The organism is Arthrobacter sp. Hb9-2 (genome assembly GCF_059091165.1).
Genome location: NZ_JBNHGJ010000031.1, coordinates 23,540 through 44,023 on the forward strand (window position 1 = coordinate 23,540; position 20,484 = coordinate 44,023).

The 20,484-nt window shown below is 64.7% G+C and carries 20 protein-coding genes; 7 read left to right on the plus strand and 13 right to left on the minus strand.

Annotation, left to right across the window (positions count from 1 at the left end):
• Window positions 1-5: 5 nt before the first annotated feature.
• Both AC5RV1_RS16350 and AC5RV1_RS16355 read right to left on the minus strand, forming a co-directional pair.
• Window positions 6-464 carry a hypothetical protein gene (locus AC5RV1_RS16350; protein WP_493995288.1) on the minus strand — a complete coding sequence of 153 codons (459 nt, stop codon included), beginning with the start codon at window positions 462-464 and terminating at the stop codon, window positions 6-8.
• The gene (locus AC5RV1_RS16355; protein ID WP_493995289.1) at window positions 461-3,739 is read right to left on the minus strand and encodes an efflux RND transporter permease subunit; all 3,279 of its coding nucleotides are present in this window, start codon (window positions 3,737-3,739) and stop codon (window positions 461-463) included. The genes AC5RV1_RS16350 and AC5RV1_RS16355 overlap by 4 nt, the downstream gene beginning before the upstream one ends.
• Window positions 3,740-3,990: 251 nt before the next feature.
• Between AC5RV1_RS16355 and AC5RV1_RS16360 the strand changes: the two genes are divergently transcribed.
• Window positions 3,991-4,662 (plus strand): response regulator transcription factor, encoded by a 672-nt coding sequence (locus tag AC5RV1_RS16360; RefSeq protein WP_493995290.1) that lies wholly within the window; start codon window positions 3,991-3,993, stop codon window positions 4,660-4,662.
• 75 nt (window positions 4,663-4,737) lie between these two features.
• Window positions 4,738-5,196: an Lrp/AsnC family transcriptional regulator gene (locus AC5RV1_RS16365; RefSeq protein ID WP_493945405.1), complete on the plus strand. Its 459-nt coding sequence runs from the start codon at window positions 4,738-4,740 to the stop codon at window positions 5,194-5,196.
• Window positions 5,197-5,201: 5 nt separating this feature from the next.
• Here AC5RV1_RS16365 and AC5RV1_RS16370 read toward each other — a convergent pair whose 3' ends face one another.
• Complete coding sequence (locus tag AC5RV1_RS16370) at window positions 5,202-5,657, minus strand: Lrp/AsnC family transcriptional regulator (RefSeq protein WP_104043726.1); 456 nt, start codon at window positions 5,655-5,657, stop codon at window positions 5,202-5,204.
• 105 nt (window positions 5,658-5,762) lie between these two features.
• Here AC5RV1_RS16370 and AC5RV1_RS16375 point away from each other — a divergent pair, with 105 nt between their 5' ends.
• Window positions 5,763-6,416 (plus strand): LysE family translocator, encoded by a 654-nt coding sequence (locus AC5RV1_RS16375; RefSeq protein ID WP_493945406.1) that lies wholly within the window; start codon window positions 5,763-5,765, stop codon window positions 6,414-6,416.
• An 11-nt stretch (window positions 6,417-6,427) separates the two neighbouring features.
• Here AC5RV1_RS16375 and AC5RV1_RS16380 read toward each other — a convergent pair whose 3' ends face one another.
• Window positions 6,428-7,405, minus strand: coding sequence for a tetratricopeptide repeat protein (locus AC5RV1_RS16380; protein ID WP_256247330.1), 978 nt, complete (start codon window positions 7,403-7,405; stop codon window positions 6,428-6,430).
• Between the two features lie 153 nt (window positions 7,406-7,558).
• On the opposite strand from AC5RV1_RS16380, the gene AC5RV1_RS16385 reads away from it, so the two are divergent.
• On the plus strand, window positions 7,559-7,765 hold the full coding sequence (locus tag AC5RV1_RS16385) for a hypothetical protein (RefSeq protein WP_163165253.1): 207 nt from the start codon (window positions 7,559-7,561) through the stop codon (window positions 7,763-7,765).
• Window position 7,766: 1 nt separating this feature from the next.
• Here AC5RV1_RS16385 and AC5RV1_RS16390 read toward each other — a convergent pair whose 3' ends face one another.
• The 5 genes from AC5RV1_RS16390 to AC5RV1_RS16410 all read right to left on the minus strand — a co-directional run bounded on the left by AC5RV1_RS16390 (window position 7,767) and on the right by AC5RV1_RS16410 (window position 12,294).
• Window positions 7,767-8,141, minus strand: a complete 375-nt coding sequence (locus tag AC5RV1_RS16390) for a nuclear transport factor 2 family protein (RefSeq protein WP_493945408.1) — start codon at window positions 8,139-8,141, stop codon at window positions 7,767-7,769.
• A 41-nt stretch (window positions 8,142-8,182) separates the two neighbouring features.
• On the minus strand, window positions 8,183-8,686 hold the full coding sequence (locus tag AC5RV1_RS16395) for a DUF456 domain-containing protein (RefSeq protein ID WP_493995291.1): 504 nt from the start codon (window positions 8,684-8,686) through the stop codon (window positions 8,183-8,185).
• Between the two features lie 96 nt (window positions 8,687-8,782).
• Window positions 8,783-9,982, minus strand: coding sequence for an NAD(P)-dependent malic enzyme (locus AC5RV1_RS16400; RefSeq protein ID WP_493995292.1), 1,200 nt, complete (start codon window positions 9,980-9,982; stop codon window positions 8,783-8,785).
• A 278-nt stretch (window positions 9,983-10,260) separates the two neighbouring features.
• On the minus strand, window positions 10,261-10,869 hold the full coding sequence (locus AC5RV1_RS16405) for a TetR/AcrR family transcriptional regulator (protein WP_493995293.1): 609 nt from the start codon (window positions 10,867-10,869) through the stop codon (window positions 10,261-10,263).
• A gap of 138 nt (window positions 10,870-11,007) precedes the next feature.
• On the minus strand, window positions 11,008-12,294 hold the full coding sequence (locus tag AC5RV1_RS16410; protein ID WP_493995294.1) for an MFS transporter: 1,287 nt from the start codon (window positions 12,292-12,294) through the stop codon (window positions 11,008-11,010).
• Between the two features lie 116 nt (window positions 12,295-12,410).
• Here AC5RV1_RS16410 and rraA point away from each other — a divergent pair, with 116 nt between their 5' ends.
• The 3 genes from rraA to AC5RV1_RS16425 all read left to right on the plus strand — a co-directional run bounded on the left by rraA (window position 12,411) and on the right by AC5RV1_RS16425 (window position 16,311).
• The gene (gene rraA, locus AC5RV1_RS16415) at window positions 12,411-12,908 is read left to right on the plus strand and encodes a ribonuclease E activity regulator RraA (RefSeq protein WP_493945413.1); all 498 of its coding nucleotides are present in this window, start codon (window positions 12,411-12,413) and stop codon (window positions 12,906-12,908) included.
• A 101-nt stretch (window positions 12,909-13,009) separates the two neighbouring features.
• A complete protein-coding gene (locus AC5RV1_RS16420) occupies window positions 13,010-14,662 on the plus strand; it encodes an MDR family MFS transporter (protein ID WP_493995295.1) in 1,653 nt (550 codons plus the stop codon).
• Between the two features lie 209 nt (window positions 14,663-14,871).
• Window positions 14,872-16,311, plus strand: a complete 1,440-nt coding sequence (locus AC5RV1_RS16425) for a sugar porter family MFS transporter (protein WP_493995296.1) — start codon at window positions 14,872-14,874, stop codon at window positions 16,309-16,311.
• Window positions 16,312-16,575: 264 nt separating this feature from the next.
• Here the strand turns inward: AC5RV1_RS16425 and AC5RV1_RS16430 are convergent, their stop codons facing one another.
• Genes AC5RV1_RS16430 through AC5RV1_RS16445 form a run of 4 tightly spaced genes read right to left on the minus strand, consistent with a single transcriptional unit; the run spans window position 16,576 to window position 20,357 of the window.
• Window positions 16,576-17,337 (minus strand): iron ABC transporter ATP-binding protein, encoded by a 762-nt coding sequence (locus AC5RV1_RS16430; RefSeq protein ID WP_493995297.1) that lies wholly within the window; start codon window positions 17,335-17,337, stop codon window positions 16,576-16,578.
• Window positions 17,334-18,383 (minus strand): iron chelate uptake ABC transporter family permease subunit, encoded by a 1,050-nt coding sequence (locus AC5RV1_RS16435; RefSeq protein WP_493995298.1) that lies wholly within the window; start codon window positions 18,381-18,383, stop codon window positions 17,334-17,336. The genes AC5RV1_RS16430 and AC5RV1_RS16435 overlap by 4 nt, the downstream gene beginning before the upstream one ends.
• Window positions 18,376-19,383, minus strand: coding sequence for an ABC transporter permease (locus tag AC5RV1_RS16440; RefSeq protein WP_493995299.1), 1,008 nt, complete (start codon window positions 19,381-19,383; stop codon window positions 18,376-18,378). The genes AC5RV1_RS16435 and AC5RV1_RS16440 overlap by 8 nt, the downstream gene beginning before the upstream one ends.
• Window positions 19,384-19,409: 26 nt before the next feature.
• Entirely contained in the window at window positions 19,410-20,357 is a 948-nt protein-coding gene (locus AC5RV1_RS16445) for a siderophore ABC transporter substrate-binding protein (RefSeq protein ID WP_493945419.1), read from the minus strand.
• Window positions 20,358-20,484 lie beyond the last annotated feature (127 nt).

Consider the following 20,484-nt stretch of genomic DNA (forward strand, 5'->3'; position numbering starts at 1 on the left):
GCTGGTCAGTGCGCCGTATCCAGTTCAGCACCCAGGAGTTCGGCTGCGCCTACCGTTACAATCCTGGTGCCAGGCTGGGGCCCGCTGGCCAACTTCACGGCGGGGGCCTCGATCCGTTCAACCGCCACGGGCGCCCGGACAAACACCAGCGGCTCCGGGTTGGTGTAGACCCAGGTGCCGCCAGTGGCGTCATAGATCAGGGCCGAGTAGGGAACCTGGAGTTTACCCTCGACGGTTTCCACCGCGCCTGTTGCCACCCCCAGCCGTTCTGCAGCTTTCTCCGTCAAGGTGATGCGGCTGACTTCCTGACCGTCAACCTCCTCCAGGGTGGCCGCTTCCAGCCCGGTTGCGGCCGGCGCCGCCTCAGGCACTTCCCCGCATGCGGCCACAGGGCCACAGACCAGGCAAGCCATAACCATGGCACCGAACAGGTGGCGCTTCCAAGGCACGTTCGCAGTCGTCATGATACTTCCGTTCTTACAGTGCGCCCCGCGGCGTCGGTGGGGCCTTGTGGCTTCAGGGGATCCTCCGGAGCGCCAGTGCCAAACAGGATCAGGAGGGTTGGAAGGACAAACAGAACAAGCAGGGCGTGTGTCACCAAGCCACCCCATACCACGACGGCCAAGGGCAGGATAGTTTCCCTGCCAACCACTCCCCCCAGTACCACCAAGGGGATCAGGAATGCAGCGCTGATAACCGCAGCAATCACAAGCGGGACCACGCGTTCCTGGGCTGCCTGCAGAATTGAGGAGCGCGAACCACCCTGTTCGGGGGCCTCCTCCCGCGCCTCTACAGTTGCCGCAGTGTTGGAAGCGCCCGGCGATTGGGCGCGCCGGACCAGCAGGATGGAGTCACGCACGGCCATGGCCAACAGCGCCGCGAAGGCAAGGAGAGTCACCTGGGAGCCGATCCCGCCTGTGACGAATGCGCCCAAGACACCGCCTGCCAGGGCGAGGGGCAGTGCAAGGAATACAACCAGTGCCACGCGCCAGCTTCCCAGCGCGGTCTGGAGGAGGACCAGGACACCGATCAAGGCTGCTCCGGCGACGGCCAGGACCAGTTGCATCGTGTCCTGCCGCTCCGAGTATTGGGACGGTACTTGTGCGTGATACTCCATGGGGAAATCAAGGTTGGCCAGCTTGGCGTTGACATCTGATGTGATGTCCCCGGTGGACCTGCCGTCCACTTGGGCTACCACGTCGATGTGGCGGGAGGTATCGATGTGGGTGATAACCGATTCGTTGGGCGCAATGCGGACATCCGCCAACTCCCCGAGCCGCACGTGGCCACCGCCAGGCTTGTCAATGAGCAACTCCTGAATGCTGGTGAGGCTCGAGTTGGTCGCCGGAGTTCCCTTGACCACCACTTGGAAGACCTTCTGCTGCTCGAAAAGGAAGCCGACGTCCACACCCTGCAGCAAAGTGGCCGCTGCACGCCGCACATCACCTGGTTTGACGCCAGCCTGCTGTGCCTTGTCCAGGTTAACCTCGATCTCGGTGATGGGCTGGAGCTGGGGAAGGGACAACTGCGGGTCAACCAGACCAGGCGTGGTGGACATCATCTCCCTGACGTCTTCCGCGGTTTCCCGCAGGACTTGGGGATCGACCCCGAAGACCCTGACCGAGAACTCATGTTCTGACCGGCTGCGTTCCGCATCGAGCCGGTTCTGACCATATGTGACGACGCTGCCGCTGATCCCTGGGTAGCCTGCCGCAACTTCTTGCACAGCCTCGGCCACATTCACGTAGTCGGCGTCCGCCTCCATGGTTACCCAGAGCTCGCCTGAATTTGCCCCCACTACCCGGTCGGAAGTGATGGCACGGCCCACGTGCCCCCCTACATTGGCGACTCCCGGGATGTTCTCCAGTTCTTTGCTGGCAAGTGCGGATATCCGGCTCATTTCGGTATTCGACGTCCCTGCCATCCCGTCCCACTCCACCAGCAGGATCCGGTCCTGAAGTGCAGTTACCGAGGGCTGCCCGGCAGCCAGGAGCGGAACCCCCGCTACCGCAGCTACTACGAGCAGAGCACCTGCCGCCAGCACCCACCGGGATTTCGCGGCGCTCCGTTCGGATGCTGTCCGGATACCTGCCCTAATTTTGCCCGGGAGCATCGGAGCGCGCTCCTCGCCCCCCAAGAAGGTGAGGGCCAATGCCGGGGTCAGGAGCCATGCAACGACCAGGGCGACCGCGAGCGCCAGCAGGAAGGACAGGACCAAGGGAACGAAAAGGGCCCGGTTCAACCCTGTCAGGAACAGCACGGGCAGCAGGACGAGCACCATGGTGAGTCCGGCGAAGATGATTGCATTGCGGGTCTGCTGGAGGGCGGCAGTAATGAGTGCCATCCGTGGCTCCGTCTTCACCTCTGCCTCCGCCGGGCCGCCGTCCATGCTCCCGCCGTCCGTGACGTCAGTGGAAGTCGCAGCCGCCGCCCGCCGTCCTGAACCGGGGGTGGAAAGCTCCCGCCGCCGGCGTAACCCGTTCAGGTCAGTCACGAGGTCGGTCACAACCACGACCAGAGCCAGAACCAGCCCGGCGAAGACCATGACGTTCAGCCCGATGCCGAGCACGAACAGCAAGAGCAAAGCTGCCGCCGCGGATACTGTCAGGACAATTAGACCCACAAGGGCCATCCGCCAGGACTTGAAGAAGAGTCCGAGGAGGAGGGCCGCCAGCAACAAACCGACGATGAAGCCCGTGCCCAGGTTCTGCACCGCGGACTCAAGGAAAGTTGCAGGCCGGTAGACGCTTGTGTCCACGTTGATTCCCGAAAGGCCAGGCTTCAAGTCCTCCAATGCCGCTTCGAGCGCTGCTGTGATTTCAGCCGTGTTGGCCTCAGGAAATTTCTCGATGACCAGCATGAGGGCGGGGTCCTCATCCACCACTGCGTCACCAATAAGCGGCTGGTGGTTTTCCTTCACCGTTGCCACATCGCCAAGTACGAGCGGAGCGCCTGTCACGTTTTCGACGCTGACCTGCGCCAGGTCGCTGGGTGTGGTGATCGGCAGGACATGCTGGATCCCGATGCGCTGGTTATCCGTTTCCAGGAAGCCGCCCGTTCCCGGTGTTGAGGCCTCGAGGAACGTCAGTGGCGATACCCAGACCGCATTGCCCGTTGTCCGAATGATCTGATTGAGTGTTACCCCCCGCGCCTGAAGCGCTTGGGGGTCCACTTCCACCTGCATCTGCTGCTCACGCTGGCCCCAGATTGAAAGGTTCGCAACCCCGGGAACACCCATCAGGCGTGGCCTGATATTCCATCGCGCAAGGACGGACATGTCGATGAGCGGAACGTCCGACGACGACAGCCGGACCATCATGACCCTGCTGGTGGAGGACTTCGGCTGCATCAGGACGGGAGGTGCGGAAACCCGCGGCAGCGAGTGGGCCTGAACCAGGCGCTCGGCAACAAGTTGGCGCGCCCGTGGCAAGTCCGTCCCCGGCTCGAAGAGCAACTGGATGGAGGAAAGGCCCGGAACCGACTGCGACCGGATCTCATCCAGATACGCGACTCCATTTAGGAGGTCCACTTCCATCGGTGAAGTTATCAGTTGTTCGACTTCAAGGGCGGACAGTCCCAAGGCCTCGGTCTGGATCTCAACTTGGGGAGGCTCGAATTCGGGCAACGCGTCTACTGAGGACCTGGGAAAGTACCAGAATCCCATCGCTATTATTCCTGCGGCCAATGCCAGGATCAGCAGCCGGAATTGGAAACTCCATCGTGCAAACAAACCGGTCATCGCTCATCCAAGCTGCAGGGTGGTGGCCTCATTGCCAGTGCTCTAAGCTTCCCCCTGCGCAGCACCGGCAAACAGTCCCAAGATTAGTTAGGCGAACCCCCAAAATAGGGGGTTTTCACCCTCAGGAAGGGGGTCATTCACCTATACCCCGGGGCTCGAAGCGGAGCATACTTTGGCATAACAAGATTTAGGGGAACCGTGTACTTGATGCGCAAAGATGCGCGCAGGAACCGGTGATTGGGGAAATGGCAATGACGGCAGAAGCTCTTGACAGCGGCGTATCCCAAACGACTGTCCTGGTAATTGATGACCACACCTCATTTGCGGAATTGCTGACGTTGGCAGTTGACCGTGAACCGGACCTGCAGGGCCTGGGTTACGCCAGGAACGCATCGCTCGGCCTCCATATGTGCCGAACTCTTCAGCCGGACGTCGTGGTCATGGGCTGGGGCCAGCTGGACCACCGGGGCCCCGCAATTGCTGCAGAGATCGTTTCTGCGCTGCCGGGAATACGGGTGGTGATGCTGGCCAGCGAGCCCACGAGACAGGGCTTGGCGCAGGCAGCCGCTGCCGGTGCCTCCGCGTTCTTGGCCAGGGACACGCCCCTTACCAAGCTCCTTGCTACGGTCCGGCATTCGCATGCCGGGATCATCGAAGTCGATCCGCAGATCCTGGCGGCTTTCGGAGAACAGGCGCAGCCACCAGAGCCTGTGTCAGCCGTCCCCTTGTTGACTAAGCGGCAGATGGAAGTGCTGCGGCTGATGGCGGAGGGTAAGGATGTGCGAGCGAATGCCAAGACCCTTGGGATCTCCCAAAACACCTGCCGGGGCTATGTAAAGGCCATCCATTCCCGGCTGGGAGTCCATTCGCAGCTCGAAGCCGTGGTAATTGCCCGCCAGCTAGGCCTGGTGCCTTCCGGCTAATACAGTTGGCCTAGCTGACTTTGTCCGCTCCTGAACCGGGGTAACGGTGTTGAATCCTGAACGAAGGGCCGGGCTGTGCAGGAACTGGACGCCACCGACAAGCGCATCTTGCAGGGGCTGGACGAAGACCCGCGCGTCCCCATCATGGTGCTGGCCCAGCGGCTGGGCCTGGCCCGCGGAACGGTGCAGAGCAGGCTGGAACGGATGACGGCGTCGGGAGCCCTGCGCCCCAACAGCAGCAGGGTGCTTCCCGCCGCGCTGGGACGCGGAGTGGCCGCTTCCGTAAGCGCCGAACTGGACCAGAGCCACCTGAACGAGGCCATTGCCGCGCTCCGCGAAATTCCGGAGGTGCTGGAATGCCACGCGCCGGCCGGCGATACCGACCTGCTGATCCGCGTGGTCGCGACAAGCCCGGACGACCTCTACCGGGTCTCGGAGGAAATCAGGCTTTGCCCGGGCATCGTGCGGACCTCCACCAGCATGTTCCTCCGCGAGGTCATCCCCTACCGCACCACCGGCCTGCTCAACAACTGACACGGCTAGACCGGCGGCCCCGCGTTGGACTTCAGGTTCTTCATGACCAGGGTGGAGGTGAGCCGTTCCACGCCCGGCAGGGAGGTGAGTTCGGCGTCGTAAAAGCGCTGGTAGGCGGGCAGGTCCTCGGCGATAACCTTCAACAGGTAATCGGGCGAACCGAAAAGCCGCTGGGCCTCCACGATGTTCGGATTATCTGCGACCCGGTTTTCGAAGACCTCCATGGTGGAGCGGTCCACCTGCCGCAAGGTCACGAACACGATCGCTTCGAACCCCAACCCCACAGCCGATGGATCGATGTCCGCCCGATAGCCCCGGATGACGCCCGACTGCTCCAGATCGCGCAGCCGCCGGTGGCAAGGGGCCACAGTTAGACCGACCTTGCCGGCAAGTGCGGTGGCTGTCATGCGGCCATCCTCCTTGAGGTGGCGCAAGATATTTCGGTCAATATGGTCAATCACGCAAAGATCTTACCGCCAGCGCTGCATTGCGCGCGAAAAGGGAAAGCACTTCCGGAGCAAAAGTATCTAAGGTTTCTCCTGACGGACCACCTGGCAGGAGAAACGATGAACGCGGAGCTGTTTTTGGCCTTTGTGCTGGTAGCCGCGGCCCTGGCCTGCACGCCCGGCGTGGACTGGGCGTATTCCATCGCTGCGGGCCTGAGGCAGCGCAGCTTTGTGCCCGCTGTTGCAGGGCTGTGCAGCGGATACGTCCTGCATACAGCCTTACTGGTGGCGGGACTTGCTGCCCTGCTCACGGGAATGCCTGGCGTCCTCGGCTGGATTACCCTGGCCGGCGCGGGGTACCTGATGTGGCTGGGGGTGAGCACGCTTCGTTCCTGGCGCGCAGCCAGCTTTTCGGCCGGGGCCGGCAATGACGGCAGCACCCGGCTCCGCACCTTCCTGCAGGGCATGGGAACCAGCGGCATCAACCCCAAGGGCCTGCTCTTCTATGTGGCGCTCGTTCCCCAGTTCGTGAGCGCTGAAGCGTCCCTGCCTGTCCCGGTGCAGTCGGGCCTGCTGGGCCTGACGTTCGTGCTGCTCGCAGGGCTCGTGTACACCGCCGTCGCCCTGTTGTCCCGTACCCTGCTGCAGAGCAGGCCGGGGGCCGCCCGGATGGTGACGCTGGCCAGCGGGGTGATCATGGTGGCGCTCGGCGCCGTACTGCTCGGCGAACAGCTCCTGCCGATGGTTTCCGGATCCCGGTTCTCGGGGAGCTAGCAAGGGCGAACTTACTCGTCGCTGAGCTTCTTCCAATCCTGTTCCCAGATCCGGCGCATCTCCTCGTCTTTGCGGATGGGAACCGGCGCTGCGATTTCCCGCTGCGGCACCGGATCCTCGTGCCGCCGTCCCCAGTCGCGCGGGTTGAGTGACCTGCGGCTGGAATCAAGAAGCAGCAGTGCCCGGTCCGTGAGGGCGTCGTTCCGCAGGGTGAGGTGGGTCTTCCGCCGTCGCAGGACCTCTGCAAGCGCCTGGTTCGCCGCATCCAGCCGGCCCTCCCGCCGCAGGGCCCGCGCACGCACCAGCAACAGTGCTGCAGAGAGGTCGTCCGCGTTGAGCAGCCCGTCGGTCCAGTCGATCACCGTCCGGCTCCGTCCCAGGGCCAGGGCGAGCGAGCAGCGCGCCAAGGCCATGGGGAGCGACGGCGGCAGTCCGGTCAAGGCGTCCAGCGCCGCCTCAGTGCGCCCCGTCTCCCGCAGCGCGTGAGCCAGTGCCAGGAACACGGACTCCTCGCTGAACAGGACAGGGATCTCCACGCGCTCGGCCAGCTCGATGCGCGTGACGATCCTGGTGAGGTAGGTGGATGAATAGCGGTTGGCTTCGTCTTCATTCCTGGTTGTCAGCCCGCGCTGGAGGAGCTCGGAGGCGCGCAGGTAGCCGCCCTGCTTGTAGACCAGCAGCCCGGACATGAGGTAGCAAAGGCCGGCCCACCCAGGGTAGGCGCGCGCCAGCGTGATCAGCTGTTCGGGCTGGCGGCTCGTGAAGACCGCCTCGTGCACCGCCTTGGCCGGCTTGGGCAGCATCCGCTTCAGCCGCGGAACCTCGCCGTCCACAGAGAGCAACGCCGGGTTGCGGCCGCCCAGTACGCCGGTGAGCAGGCCGCCCACTCCCCCGGCGAGGTCATGGACGGGCGTGCGCAGCTGGGGCTGGCCGAAGGGCGTGAGGTCGCGCCTGTCCCAATAGATCGGTGCAGTATCCCCGGCGGTCATCTTTCCATGCTAACCGGGACTCCTGACAGCCGGGGCGGCCCCTGAAGATGGCGGCGCAGGGACGGGACCGCCTGAGGGCCTTGCCTGCTCAGGACAATTCCGTAAGGGTGGTAACCACCCTTAGCAGTTTCCTCATCAGAACAGGAGAATGCCGTGCAAATCGACAAGTCCCAGATCCTCGAGCTCCTCAGGAACCAGGGAGACAATGACAAGGCAGCCCAGGCCGAGTCCGAGCTGCCGGACCAGGTGGACACCGACCAGCATGCCGGACTCCTGTCCAAGCTGGGCATCAACCCCGCCGACCTGCTGGGGAAGCTTCCCGGCGGGCTCGGGGACAAACTGGGCGGACTGGGCCTCTAACTCAGGGCCTTTCCATAAACCACTCGGTGAAGGCGGAAGCCCGCCCGGACGGGTCGAAGCGAAGGACCCAGAGGTTGTCATACGTGGGGCGTTCGCCCGAGTAGGTGGTCACGCCCTGGATAAAGGCGGTGTCACCGTCCGTGCCCAGCAGCTCCCAGCTGAAGGTCCAGTCGCCGGGTTCATCGCGGGCGGCGAGCCAGCCGTCGACGATTCCATCCTGCCGCTGCCACGCCTGCGGGTCATGGGGACGCGTCTCGTACCGTGCATCCTCGGTAAAGAGTGCACGGATGTCCTCGGGCTTGTTGCTGGTCCATGCGGCCTGGTACTTTTCCATCCACGCGGACACGTGCTCACGTGCTGAACTTCGCTCGGTCATGCTGCCGTTCTACGCCCTGGCGGGTCCGGCCCGCAAGCGCTTCAGCCGTTGGCGGCGGCGATCCACACGCCCACCACCCACGTGCTGGCGGCGAGGCAGGCCAGCCCGAACTCGGCGAGCATGCCCAGCCCGGTTGCTTTGAGTGCGGCCCAGCTGGAGGTCGCCGCTGTACTGATGTTCCGGGTCCGAAGGAACTCGCAGAGCAGGAGGCCGGCAGCGAAACCGACGAAAAGCCCCACGACGGGGATGATGAACATTCCCACGACGCCCGTGACAAGCGCGGCTGCGATGCTCCTGCTGGGTATGGCATGCTCCTTGAGCTTCCTGCCCGTGAGGACGGCGCCCGCAGCCATGCCGGCAACCACGAACACCATGGCAATGGCGAACACAACCCAGCCCGCTGTGCCTGCTCCGCCCCAGATGGCCCATGCCAGCAGGCCTGCACCGATCAGGATGCTGCCCGGAAGCACCGGGATGACGGTGCCTGCCACGCCTACAAGAATTGCCAGGCCGCACAGGACGGTCACCACGGTCTCGGAGTTCATGGACCCAGTCTATGGTTCGGCCCGCTTAGCCAACGACGGCGGTGCCTCCCGCTCAGGGGAGGCACCGCCGTCGTAATTTCCGCAGGGGAAAGGAAGTTACTCCGCTTCCACGGCGGCTGCGACAGCCGCGGTGACGGCCGGGGCGACCCTGGGGTCCAGCGGGCTGGGCACGATGTAGTCGGCCGAGAGGTCCTCCGCCGCGAGCTCCGCGATGGCATACGCAGCTGCAAGCTTCATGGCAGGGGTGATGCGGCGCGCCCCGGCGTCCAGGGCTCCGCGGAAGATACCCGGAAAGGCCAGCACGTTGTTGATCTGGTTCGGGAAGTCGCTCCGGCCGGTGGCCACCACAGCGGCGTATTTCACGGCCACCTCGGGCAGCACCTCAGGGTCGGGGTTGGAGAGGGCGAAAACGATGGCGTCCTGGTTCATCAGGGCGAGGTGTTCCTCGTCCAGCTTGGAGGACGAGACGCCGATGAAGACGTCGGCTCCGGCCAGGGCCTCGGCGGGGCCGCCTTCGAGGCTGCGGGGGTTGCTGCGGCCGGCGATGTCGGCCTTCTTGCTGGCCTGGTCCGCGGCCAGGTCCGTACGGGTGCTGTTGATGATGCCGCGGGAGTCCAGCAGGACCACGTCGGTGATGCCGGCTGCCAGCAGGATTTCGGCAACCGCGATGCCTGCCGCTCCTGCGCCGGAGACCACCACGCGCAGGGTTTCCAGTTCTCGGCCGGTGACCTTGGCGGCGTTGGTCAGCGCGGCGAGGGCAACGACGGCGGTGCCGTGCTGGTCATCGTGCATCACGGGGCAGTCCAGCGCTTCGATGAGCTTTTCCTCAAGCTCAAAGCAGCGGGGAGCGGAGATGTCCTCGAGGTTGACCGCACCGAAGCTGGGGCGCAGGCGAACCAGGGTCTCCACAATTTCGTCCACGTCCGTGGTGTTGAGCACCAGCGGAATGGAGTCCAGGTCGCCGAAGGTCTTGAACAGGGCAGACTTTCCCTCCATCACGGGCAGGGAAGCACTCGCGCCGATGTTGCCCAGGCCAAGGACCGCGGTGCCGTCGCTCACGACGACCACCAGGCGCTCGGCCCACGTGAGGGTGCGGGCGAGTTCGGGCCTGGCGTGGATGGCGCGGCTGACCTCAGCCACTCCAGGGGTGTAGGCGATGGACAGGTCCCGCTTGTTGGACAGCGGGACGGTGCTGGCGATGGAGAGCTTACCGCCCTGGTGGGCGTCGAAGATCTCAGCTTCGCTCAGCGCGGTGGCTGCGGAATTGTCAGTGGCTGCAATTGCGTCAATGGACACGTCGTTGTCTCCTGGTGCTCGCCGTGGGCACACGGCGCGTGGGGCCCAGGCCCAAACAGGCCTAAGGCGGAGGGGTGCGGCGGAAACCCAGGGGTGGCGGGTCTGGAAGGAGCGTCGGGGATGCGCCCTGCTGCTCCGTTCGACCATGGTAGGCAGCGGCGTGAGGTGGTTCTGCGCGATTTGACTGCCGGCACCGGCGCCAAAACGGTTCTGCAACGACTCTTGTGGCCCACGTCACGGCAATAAGGCCGATTTAAGGGGCGATTGGTCTAGACCGATTACGCGCTTTGATGGAGTGTGTAGCTGCCTTCAGTGGCCGGAGCAAGCCGTGCGCAGGCCTTTTTAAGGTCCTCCTCGGCCTCAAAGAGTGAAAGGCGGCGGTTCCTGACGGACTGGACCAGACCAGTGACGGTCAGCAGGAGCACCCTGGCGGCCGTGGCGTCGCCGCAGGCATTGGCCACCACTTTTTCACTTAGCGCGTCGATTTCGCGCAGGAGGGCTGTGGTGTCCCTGTCCGGAAGGTAGACGCCCCGGCTCAAGCACTGTTCAACCGCGGGCTGCATGACGCGCATGTGGAAGAGCTCCATCACCAGTCCGCCCAGCGCCCGGCCCCGGAACCGCGCCGCAGAAGTCCGCCCGGCAACCTGCAGCTCCCCGAGCTGGTGTCGGTAAAGCGCGAGCATCAGATGGGTGCTGGTGGGGAAGTGCCGGTACAGCGTGCCCAGGGGTACATCGGCCTTCGCCGCCACCTCGGGCAGTTCCACGGCGTCCAGGCCCTTCCGCGCAAAGCCGCCGGCGGCTTCAAGGATGCGCGAATAGCGCAGGCGCTGGCGTGGAGCTGAGGGCATGGCAGTCATGGGCGGATGGTCTGGAAAGGTCTCAGGCATCAGTATTCCGGGGTTGTGTTTGACGGTGCAGCAGCCGGGAGCGTCCCCATCCCGGACCGCCTGCAATCCGGTTCAACTATACGGCACGGTAGTGTGCCGTAATTAGTCAGCCTGCCTTACTTCCGGCATCCCGGCAGGTCAACGGACACCCTTGATCTTCACCACAAAAACAGCCCCGAGCAGGCCGATGACCGCGGCAGCGAGGAACAGCGACCTGTAGCCGCCCCAGTACGTGACAGCAACCAAAGCGAGCGCGGGCGCCACCACCTGGGGCAGCGAGTTGGCAACATTGATGATGCCCATGTCCTTGCCCCGGTCCAACGCCAGGGGCAGGACCTGCGTGAGCAGCGCGTAGTCCACCGCGACGTAAGCCCCGAAGCCGACGCCCAATACGGCAGCGCCGGCCAACGCCCCGGGCCAGACCGGGAAGAAGGCCATGATCAGGGCGGCCATGGCAATGATGACAGAAGACCCGATCACGAACGGCTTCCGGCGCCCCACCCTGTCGCTCCAGGGGCCCGCCACCACCGCGGTAACCATCACCATCACCGCGTAAATGCCGGTGAGAACGAGCACCCCTGCCGGGGGATCTTCATGTTTCAGGATGTCCCGCAGGAAAAAGAGCAGGTAGACGATGGTGAGCTGGTTGCCCACGTTCACCAGGAAGCGGGTGAGCCCGGCCCAGGCAAAATCCGGGTACAGCCGGGGACTGATCCAGAACCCCCGGAGGAAAGCAGCCAGCCGGAACCGGGGCAGGACGCCTTTGGGCAGCACTGGGTCATTGCGGTGCACAAGATAGGGGAGTACCGACAGCAGCAGGGCGCCGGCACACAGCCAGTAGCCCACCATGAAGTTGCCGGACACCACGGCGCCGAACACCGCGCCCGTGAGTATTCCCAGCGTCTGGCCCATGGCGGCGAGCCCCCCAACTTTGCCACGCTGGGGTACCGGGACCCGGTCCGGAACCGCGGCCGTGATGGCTGCGTACGCCGCGTTCGCCCCAAGCTGCATCAGGCACCAGAAGGCCACCAGCAGCGCCACTGTGGTGGCACCGGACATCGCCAGAAGCGCAATGGCAGCGAGTACTGCGCCCGCCAGCACCCACGGCGCGCGGCGGCCAAAGCGGGACGTGGTGCGGTCCGAGAGTGCTCCGAAGAGCGGATTCGCCACCAGCGAGACCGCCGCGCCGCACGCCGTGGCAAGGGAAAGGACCGCTTCCTTGCTGGGTTCATCGATACTGATGGCCTGCTGGCCAATGAAGATGTTGATGGGTCCAAAGAAGGCGGCGTTAATCCCCACGTTGACCAGGACCAGTCCGGTGACCCACCGGGGCGTGACCTTGCGTGTGGGCTCCGCGAACGGCGCAGCAGCGCCGTCCGGCCCGGTGCCACGGTCAGGGGGAGCTGGAGTGTTGGACAGGCTCATGGCGTTTCCCCCGTACGGCTGATTGGCTAGGGAATCAGACTATCGTGGGCTTTACCGCCGCTGTCAGAGGGCGCGCGGCGACCACTGGCGGCAGCCCGAGCATCGAGGAGAACCACATGAGCGCAGCGTCCACTCCGGCGGCAAGCACCGCCGTCAACACCGCGGACCTCTACGACGAGCGCGGTGAGGAACTGGCCTCGATATCACTGCAGTTCCAGTCCCTGGGCGGCCGTTCACACTTCAGCGGACAGGCGCGCACCATCCGCTGCTTCCAGGACAACGCGCTGGTGAAGTCCACCCTGGCAACCCCGGGCAACGGCAACGTGCTGGTGGTGGACGGCGGCGGTTCGCTGGGCACAGCCCTGATGGGGGACATGATCGCCGAAAGCGCCGTGGCAAACGGCTGGGCCGGCGTCGTCATCAACGGAGCAATCCGCGACCGTGAAGCGATCGCCAGGCTGGACCTCGGCGTGAAGGCCCTCGGCAGCAACCCGCGGAAGAGTGCGAAGGCGGGGGCTGGCGAAGTCGCCGTGGACGTCCAGATCGACGGTGTGACCATCCGGACCGGGGCCATGATCTGGTGCGACCCGGACGGCATCCTCGTGGAGCGCTAGCTCCGGCAGCAGAAATTTCTGGCTACGGGGAATAGACCTGCGCGTAACATAGTTACTGAAAGCAACTATCCGCCTGATTCCTTTCTTCCCCTGGAGCACCCATGCCCAAACCCGCTGCCGCGCGCGCCGCAGGAGACACCCTGACCCCGCGCCAAATCGTCACCGTGATGGTGGGCCTGATGCTGGGCATGTTCCTGGCATCGCTGGACCAAACGATTGTGTCCACGTCCATTTACACCATCGCGAATGACCTGGACGGGCTCTCGCTCCAGGCCTGGGCCACCACTGCGTACCTCATTACGTCCACGGTGAGCACCCCGCTGTACGGCAAACTCAGCGACATATTCGGCCGCCGCCCTCTGTACCTGACCGCCATTGTCATCTTCCTGGCAGGGTCCCTGTACGCAGGCTCGGTCCACTCCATGACCGAACTGGCACTGGCCCGCGGCGTCCAGGGCCTGGGCGCCGGCGGACTGCTGGCCCTCGCCCTGACCATCATCGGCGACATCGTCTCACTGAAGGACCGCGCCAAGTACCAGGGCTACTTCATGTCCGTGTTCGGCGTCTCTTCGGTGCTTGGCCCCGTAGTGGGGGGCGCTTTCGCCGGTTCCGCCAACATCCTGGGGTTCGAGGGCTGGCGCTGGGTGTTCTTTATCAACCTGCCCATCGGCCTAGCCGCATTGGCCGTGGTGTTCCTGTTCCTGCACCTGCCGGCAAAGCATGTGAAGCAAAAGATCGACTACCGGGGCGCAGCGTCTATCACGCTGGCGATCGTGCCGCTGTTGCTGGTGGCGGAGCAGGGGCGCAGCTGGGGCTGGGCGTCCCTGAACTCCTTCCTCTGCTACGGCCTGGGCGTGGTGGGCATTGCCTGGTTCCTGCTCGCCGAGAAGCGTGCCGGCGACTACGCGCTGATCCCGCTGCGGCTCTTCCGTAACGCGACCTTCGGCCTGTCGTCGCTGCTGAACTTCATCATCGGCATCGGCATGTTCGGGGCCATCGCCATGCTCCCGATGTACCTGCAGCTGGTCAAGGGCCTCACCCCCACCGAGGCCGGCCTGATGATGATCACCTTCACCGTCGGCATCCTCAGCGGCTCCATCACGGCCGGCCGCACCATTTCGGCGTCCGGCACTTACAGGATCTTCCCCATCATGGGCACGGCCATCCTCACGGCCGCCGCCCTGGTGATGGGCCTGTCCCTGGGCGTGGACACCGGCCTGTGGGTTCCCGGGGTCATCGCGGTGTTCTTCGGCATGGGTCTGGGCTTCTGCATGCAGCCCCTCACCCTTGCCATGCAGGTGTCCGTCCCGCGCCGTGACATGGGCGTGGGCACCTCCTCCGCCGCGTTCTTCCGCTCCATGGGCGGCGCGGTGGGCACCGCCGTTTTCATCTCCATGCTGTTCAGCCTGGCCGCCACACGGATCGCCGACACCATGAAGTCCGCGATGGGAAGCGCGGAGTACCAGGCAGTCCTTCAGGATCCTGCGGTGGCCGGAGACCCCGCCAATGCCAAGCTGTACGAGTTCTTCCGGGACGGCGCCTCCAACGAATCCCTCAACGACACCAGCTGGCTTCACACCGCCAACAGCACGCTGACCCGCCCCATCACCGAGGGCTTCGCCTACGCCATCGACGCCGTGATGCTCACGGCGGCCGTGCTCACCGGCATCGCATTCCTGATCAGCTTCGCACTGCCCAACAAGAAGCTCACGGACTCCAAGGCAGCCCAGCAGGAGCCCGCTGCGGTTCACTGACCTGCCCTGCCCCGCACCATGTGACGACGACGGCGGACGCCTCCCGCCGTCGTCGTCCTCTGTTCCGGGGCAAGCAGGCTCCTGTCGACTGGAACAGTCCGCGGTGGCGTGGAACACTGTTTAGCGCGTGTGCGCCGGCCAGGTGGCCGGTTCCGCAGCCGACGACGTCCGCACACCGCGTCCACCCGAACCCAAACCAAGGGAGAACCATGCCCACTGCCCAGGAGCAGACAACCGCCAAAATACCGCGGCGGGTGATCTGGCTGGCGCTCGCAGGTGCGGTGGGCGGATTCCTGTTCGGCTTCGACTCGTCCGTGGTGAACGGCGCAGTGGATGCCATGAAGGACGAGTTCGCGTTGTCCGAGGCTGTCACAGGCTTCGCCGTGGCCATCGCCCTGCTGGGCTGTGCTGCCGGTGCGTACTTGGCCGGAAAAGTCGCCGACCGTTACGGACGCATCCCCGCCATGAAGCTGGGCGCACTGCTCTTCCTGGTCAGCGCCCTCGGCACCGGCTTCGCCTTCAGTGTCTGGGACCTGATCTTCTGGCGCCTGGTGGGCGGGCTGGGCATCGGCCTTGCCTCGGTCATCGCCCCTGCGTACATTTCCGAGATTTCGCCGCGCAAGGTCCGCGGCCGCCTGGCCTCGCTGCAGCAGCTCGCCATTACCACAGGCATCTTCGCGGCGCTGCTCTCGGACGCGCTCTTCGCCACCAGCGCCGGCGGCGCCGACCAGGCGTTCTGGCTGGGGATCGAGGCCTGGCGCTGGATGTTCCTGGCCGCAGCGGTGCCAGCGGTGGTTTACGGCTGGGTGGCCTACACGCTTCCGGAATCGCCGCGGTTCCTGGTGTTCCTGGGCAAGGAAGAGGAAGCCCGCGAAGTCTTTGACTCCATCGCCCCGGCGGAGGACACCGACCGGCACATCCGCGAAATTCGTGAAGCAATCGAAGAGGACAAGCTGGCGGGCCAGAAAGGCTCGCTCCGCGGCAAGACCTTCGGCCTGCAGGCGGTTGTCTGGGTTGGCATCATCCTGTCCGTGCTGCAGCAGTTTGTTGGCATCAACGTGATCTTCTACTACTCCACCACGCTGTGGAAGGCGGTGGGCTTCCAGGAAAAAGATTCGCTCACCATCTCCGTGGCCACCTCCGTCACCAACATCCTGGTAACCCTCGTGGCCATCGCATTGGTGGACCGCATCGGCCGCAGGCCCATCCTGCTGGCGGGCTCGGTGGGTATGGCCGTGTCCCTTGCTGCCATGGCCCTGGCGTTCGCTTCCGCAGTTGGATCCGGCACCGAGATTTCTTTGCCTGGAGCCTGGGGTCCGGTGGCCCTGGTGTCGGCCAACGTGTTTGTGGTCAGCTTCGGCGCGTCCTGGGGCCCGCTGGTTTGGGTGCTCCTGGGCGAGATCTTCCCGTCCCGGATCCGTGCCCGGGCCCTCGGCCTTGCCGCGGCTGCGCAGTGGGTGGCGAACTTTGCCATCACGCTCAGCTTCCCGGTTATGGCCGCCGGTTCGCTCCCGCTAACGTACGCCATGTACGCACTGTTCGCGGCGGCGTCGTTCTTCTTTGTGATGTTCAAAGTGCCGGAGACCAACGGCATGTCGCTGGAGCAGGCAGAGATGCTGTTTGTGGCGAAGGGCTCCGCCAAGGGCTAGACCCTCTCTCACCTAACGGGGGTTTTCACGGAACGCTCTCTCACTTAACGGGGCCTTTCACCGAACGCTCCTTCACCTTCCGCAGCTCAACGGCAGACCCTCCCCCACGTTTTTTAGTGCGGGAGGGTTTGTGCTTTTCGTGCAGAAGGTGGAGGAGGGTCGCCGGAAAACCCACGTCAAGTGAGAGAGGGTCGCCGGAAAACCCACGTCAAGTGAGAGAGGGTCGCCGGAAAGGACGCATCAAGTGAGAGAGCGTGGGGAACGTCAGGCGAAGTAGACGCCGATCCGGTTGCCGTCGATGTCCTCGATGCGGATGTCGATGTCGTACACGTCCCGGAGCATGGCCTGCTGCATGATTTGGCGGGGGCTGCCCTGGTGGACCAGCCGCCCGTCCTTCATGGCCAGGATGGTGTCCGAGTAGCAGGACGCGAAGTTGATGTCGTGGACCACCAGGACGATGGTCTTGCCGAACTCGTCAGCCAGCCTGCGCAGGAGCCGCATCATTTCCACCGAGTGCTTCATGTCCAGGTTGTTCAACGGCTCGTCCAGGAGCAGGTACCGGGTGTCCTGCGCAAGCACCATGGCGATGAACGCGCGCTGGCGCTGGCCGCCCGAGAGCTCGTCCACGAACTTGTCCGCCATGGGCGTCAGGTCCAGGTGGGCGATGGCTTCCTCCACCTTGGCGAGGTCCTCCACAGTGGGCCGGCCGCCGGAGTGGGGGAAGCGGCCAAAAGCCACAAGGTCCCGGACGGTGAGCCGCATGGTGAGGTGGTTCTCCTGCCGCAGGATGGCCATGGTCCGCGCCAGCTCCCGGCTGTCTGTGGCGGCGATATCCAGGCCGGCCACGGACACTGTGCCTGCCTCGAGCGGCTGCAACCGGCTGATCAGCGAGAGGAGGGTGGACTTTCCCGCCCCGTTAGGGCCGATGATCGAGGTGATGCCGCCCTCGGGGATCACGCAGCTGATGTCGTCGAGTACCGCCTGCCCGCCGTAGCTCTTGGAGACGTTGCGGACCGCGATGGTCATTTCAGGGAGCCTTTCAGGAGGAGGTAGAGGAACAGGATGCCGCCGGCGAATTCGATGACCACGCTCAGGGCGGTGCCGAAGCCGAACACCTTTTCCAGGAGCAACTGCCCGCCCACCAGGGCCACGGCGCCAATCAGCACCACGATGAGCAGCAACCAGGCGTGGCTGAAGCCGCGGCACAGCTGATAGCCCAGGCTCACCACCAGCAGCCCGAAGAACGTCACTGGCCCCACCAACGCTGTGGACACCGCCACGAGCAGCGAGCACCCCAGAAGGACCCGCATCACCACTTTCCGGTGGTCCACACCCACGTTGATGGCCACGTCGCGCCCCAGCGCGAGCACGTCCAGCGTGTGGCGCGCCCGCCAGACAACAGCACAGACAACAGCAACGATGACCGTGGAGACGCCCAGCAGCGCGGGATCCACATTGTTGAAACTGGCGAAGAACAGGTCTTGGAGGATGATGAATTCGCTCGGCTCCATCAACCGCTGCAGCAGGGAGGACAGGCCACGGAACAGGCTGCCCAGGATGACGCCCACCAGCAGGAGCAGGTGGAGGGAGCGGGTGGGGCCGGTGAACATCCAGCGGTACAGCAGCGCGCTGAACGCCACCATCAGCAGCACTTCAACGCCGAACTGCAGCGCGGGCGGGGCGGCCACCACCGCGGCGGCCCCGAGCGTGAACGCCATCACCGTCTGCACCAGGATGTACAGCGAATCGAAGCCCATAATTGACGGCGTCAGGATCCGGTTGGCCGTAACGGTCTGGAACAGGAGGGTGGACACCCCTACGGCAACGGCCACCAGCAGCATCGCGGCCACTTTGATGGCTCGGCGCGGCAGGATATAGGCGATATTGCCTTTGAGTTCGAAGAACAGGAAAAGGCAGACGACGGCGGCAGCGGCCGCGAGCAGGACTCCCACCACCAGTCGGGGGGAGGCGTTACGGATGGCGGCTTTGAGCTTGTGCGCTGCCCCCACGGCCTGCCCCTTCACATTGCCAGGGCTTTTGGCGGGTGGCAGCAGCGTTGTGCTTTCACGCATTGCGTTTCCTCAGGATCAGGGCGAGGAAGAGAATGGCGCCCAGCACGGACATGACCATTCCCACGGGGACCTCGTAGGGGTAGCGGATGGTCCGGCCGATGATGTCGCACGCCAGCACGAAGGCGGCACCGAACAGGGCTGTCCAGGGAACGGCGCGGCGCAGGTTGTCGCCGAAGATGAGGGACACGATGTTGGGCACCACGAGTCCCAGGAAGGGGACTGCGCCCACGGTGGTGACCACAACCGCCGAGATCAACGAGACGATAACCAGGCCCAGCCGCATGGTCCGGGCGTAGTTGAGTCCCAGGTTGGTGGTGAAGTCCTGGCCCATTCCCGCCACGGTGAAACGGTCGGCGGCGAGGAGGCCCAGCAGCATCAGGACGGCGACGATCCAGAGCAGCTCGTACCGGCCACGGAGGACCCCGGAGAAGTCGCCCATCATCCAGTTGCTGAGGGTCTGCAGCAGGTCGTAGCGGTAGGCGAAGAACGTGGTGACGGCAGCAATCACCCCACCCAGCATGATTCCCACCAGCGGGATGAGCAGGGTGTTGCGGGCCGGGAGCCGCCGCAGGATGGCCAAAAAGAGCGCGGTTCCCAGCATGGCGAAGGCGCTGGCCACCAGCATCTTGGCCAGCACCGGGGCCTGCGGGGCGAAGACGGTAACCACCAGGATCCCGAGGGTGGCTGATTCAACCGTCCCCACCGTTGAGGGCTCCACAAAGCGGTTCCTGGCCATGAGCTGCATGATCAGGCCGGCGACAGCCACCGCCATGCCGGCGAGCACCACGGCGAGGGTCCGTGGCACACGGGAAATCCAGAAAACCTCCACCGTGGCCGGTTCGCCCGACAGGAGGGCCGGAAGTGAGACGTCGCTGACGCCCACAAACATGCTGGCGGCCGCGAGGGCAAGGACGGAAACTGCGGCCGCAGCCAGGCCTGCACTGCGGCGGGCCAGGCTGCGGGTTGCCGGCGCAAGCGGGCGCACGGCGGTGGCGGTCATGGAGCTTGGTGCTCAGTTGGGTGGCGTTAGGCCACGGACTCGGCGACGGCGTCCACCATTGCCTTGACGTTGTTCAGGCCGTAACCCACGATGTACCAGCCGGCGGGATCAAGGTTGATGACCTTGTTGTTCTTGGCGGCGTTCGTGGACTGGACGAGCTCGTTGTCCAGGATGGGGTTGGCGGCGGAAGCTTCAGTGCCTACCGCCGTGTCGCGGTTGATGACGTAGAGGATGTCCGGGTTGGCCTGCTTGATGTATTCGAAGGAGATTGCCTCGCCGTGGCTGCCGTCAACCTTGACGTCTGCTGCCGTGGGGACGCCCAGGACGTCGTGGATGATGCCGAAGCGCGAGCCGGCGCCGTAAGCCGTCAACTCTCCGCCGGAGGTCAGGACGATCAAACCCTTGCCGGCGTCGGCGGCCTTGGCCTTCGTGTCGGAGATGGTGGCGTCCACTGCGGCGAGCTTTTCTTCCACTTCGGCTGCCTTGTCGAAGATGGTTCCCAGCTTTCCGGTCTGCGCCTTGAAGCTTTCCATCGGCTGGGCAGCATCGATGGACAGGTCGATAGTGGGGGCGATCTTGCTCAGTTCCTCATAGGCTCCCGCGGTACGGCCGGAGATGATGATGAGGTCCGGTTCGCCGGCGCTGACGGCCTCGAAGTCGGGCTCCTTCAGCGACCCGATTTTGCTGTACTTCGCATCGGCGTACTTGCTGAGCGCTTCCGGGTAGGCAGCTTCCGGCACGCCTGCGGGCTCAACACCGAGGGCATCCAGCGTGTCCAAGACGCCGAGGTCGAACGTGAAAACCTTCTCCGGGTTCACCGGGACGTTGGCGGTAGTGCCCTGGGCGTGCTCCACGGTGATGGTGGTTGCTTCGTCAGCGGGAGTCGCCGTCGCGCTTCCTCCGCAAGCGGTGACGGTCAAAAGCGCCGCTCCCGCCGCAAGTGCCCCCAGGTAGCTCGACAGCCTCTTCTTCACGTTTTCTCCGCTCGGGTAATACGTCACAACTTCGTTGCCTAATGGTCCAGAGCCTATAAGTAAGGGAAGGCTAACTTCAAAACGGAAGTGGCAGTATCGAGTCATAAGTGGGAGAGATCACACACAA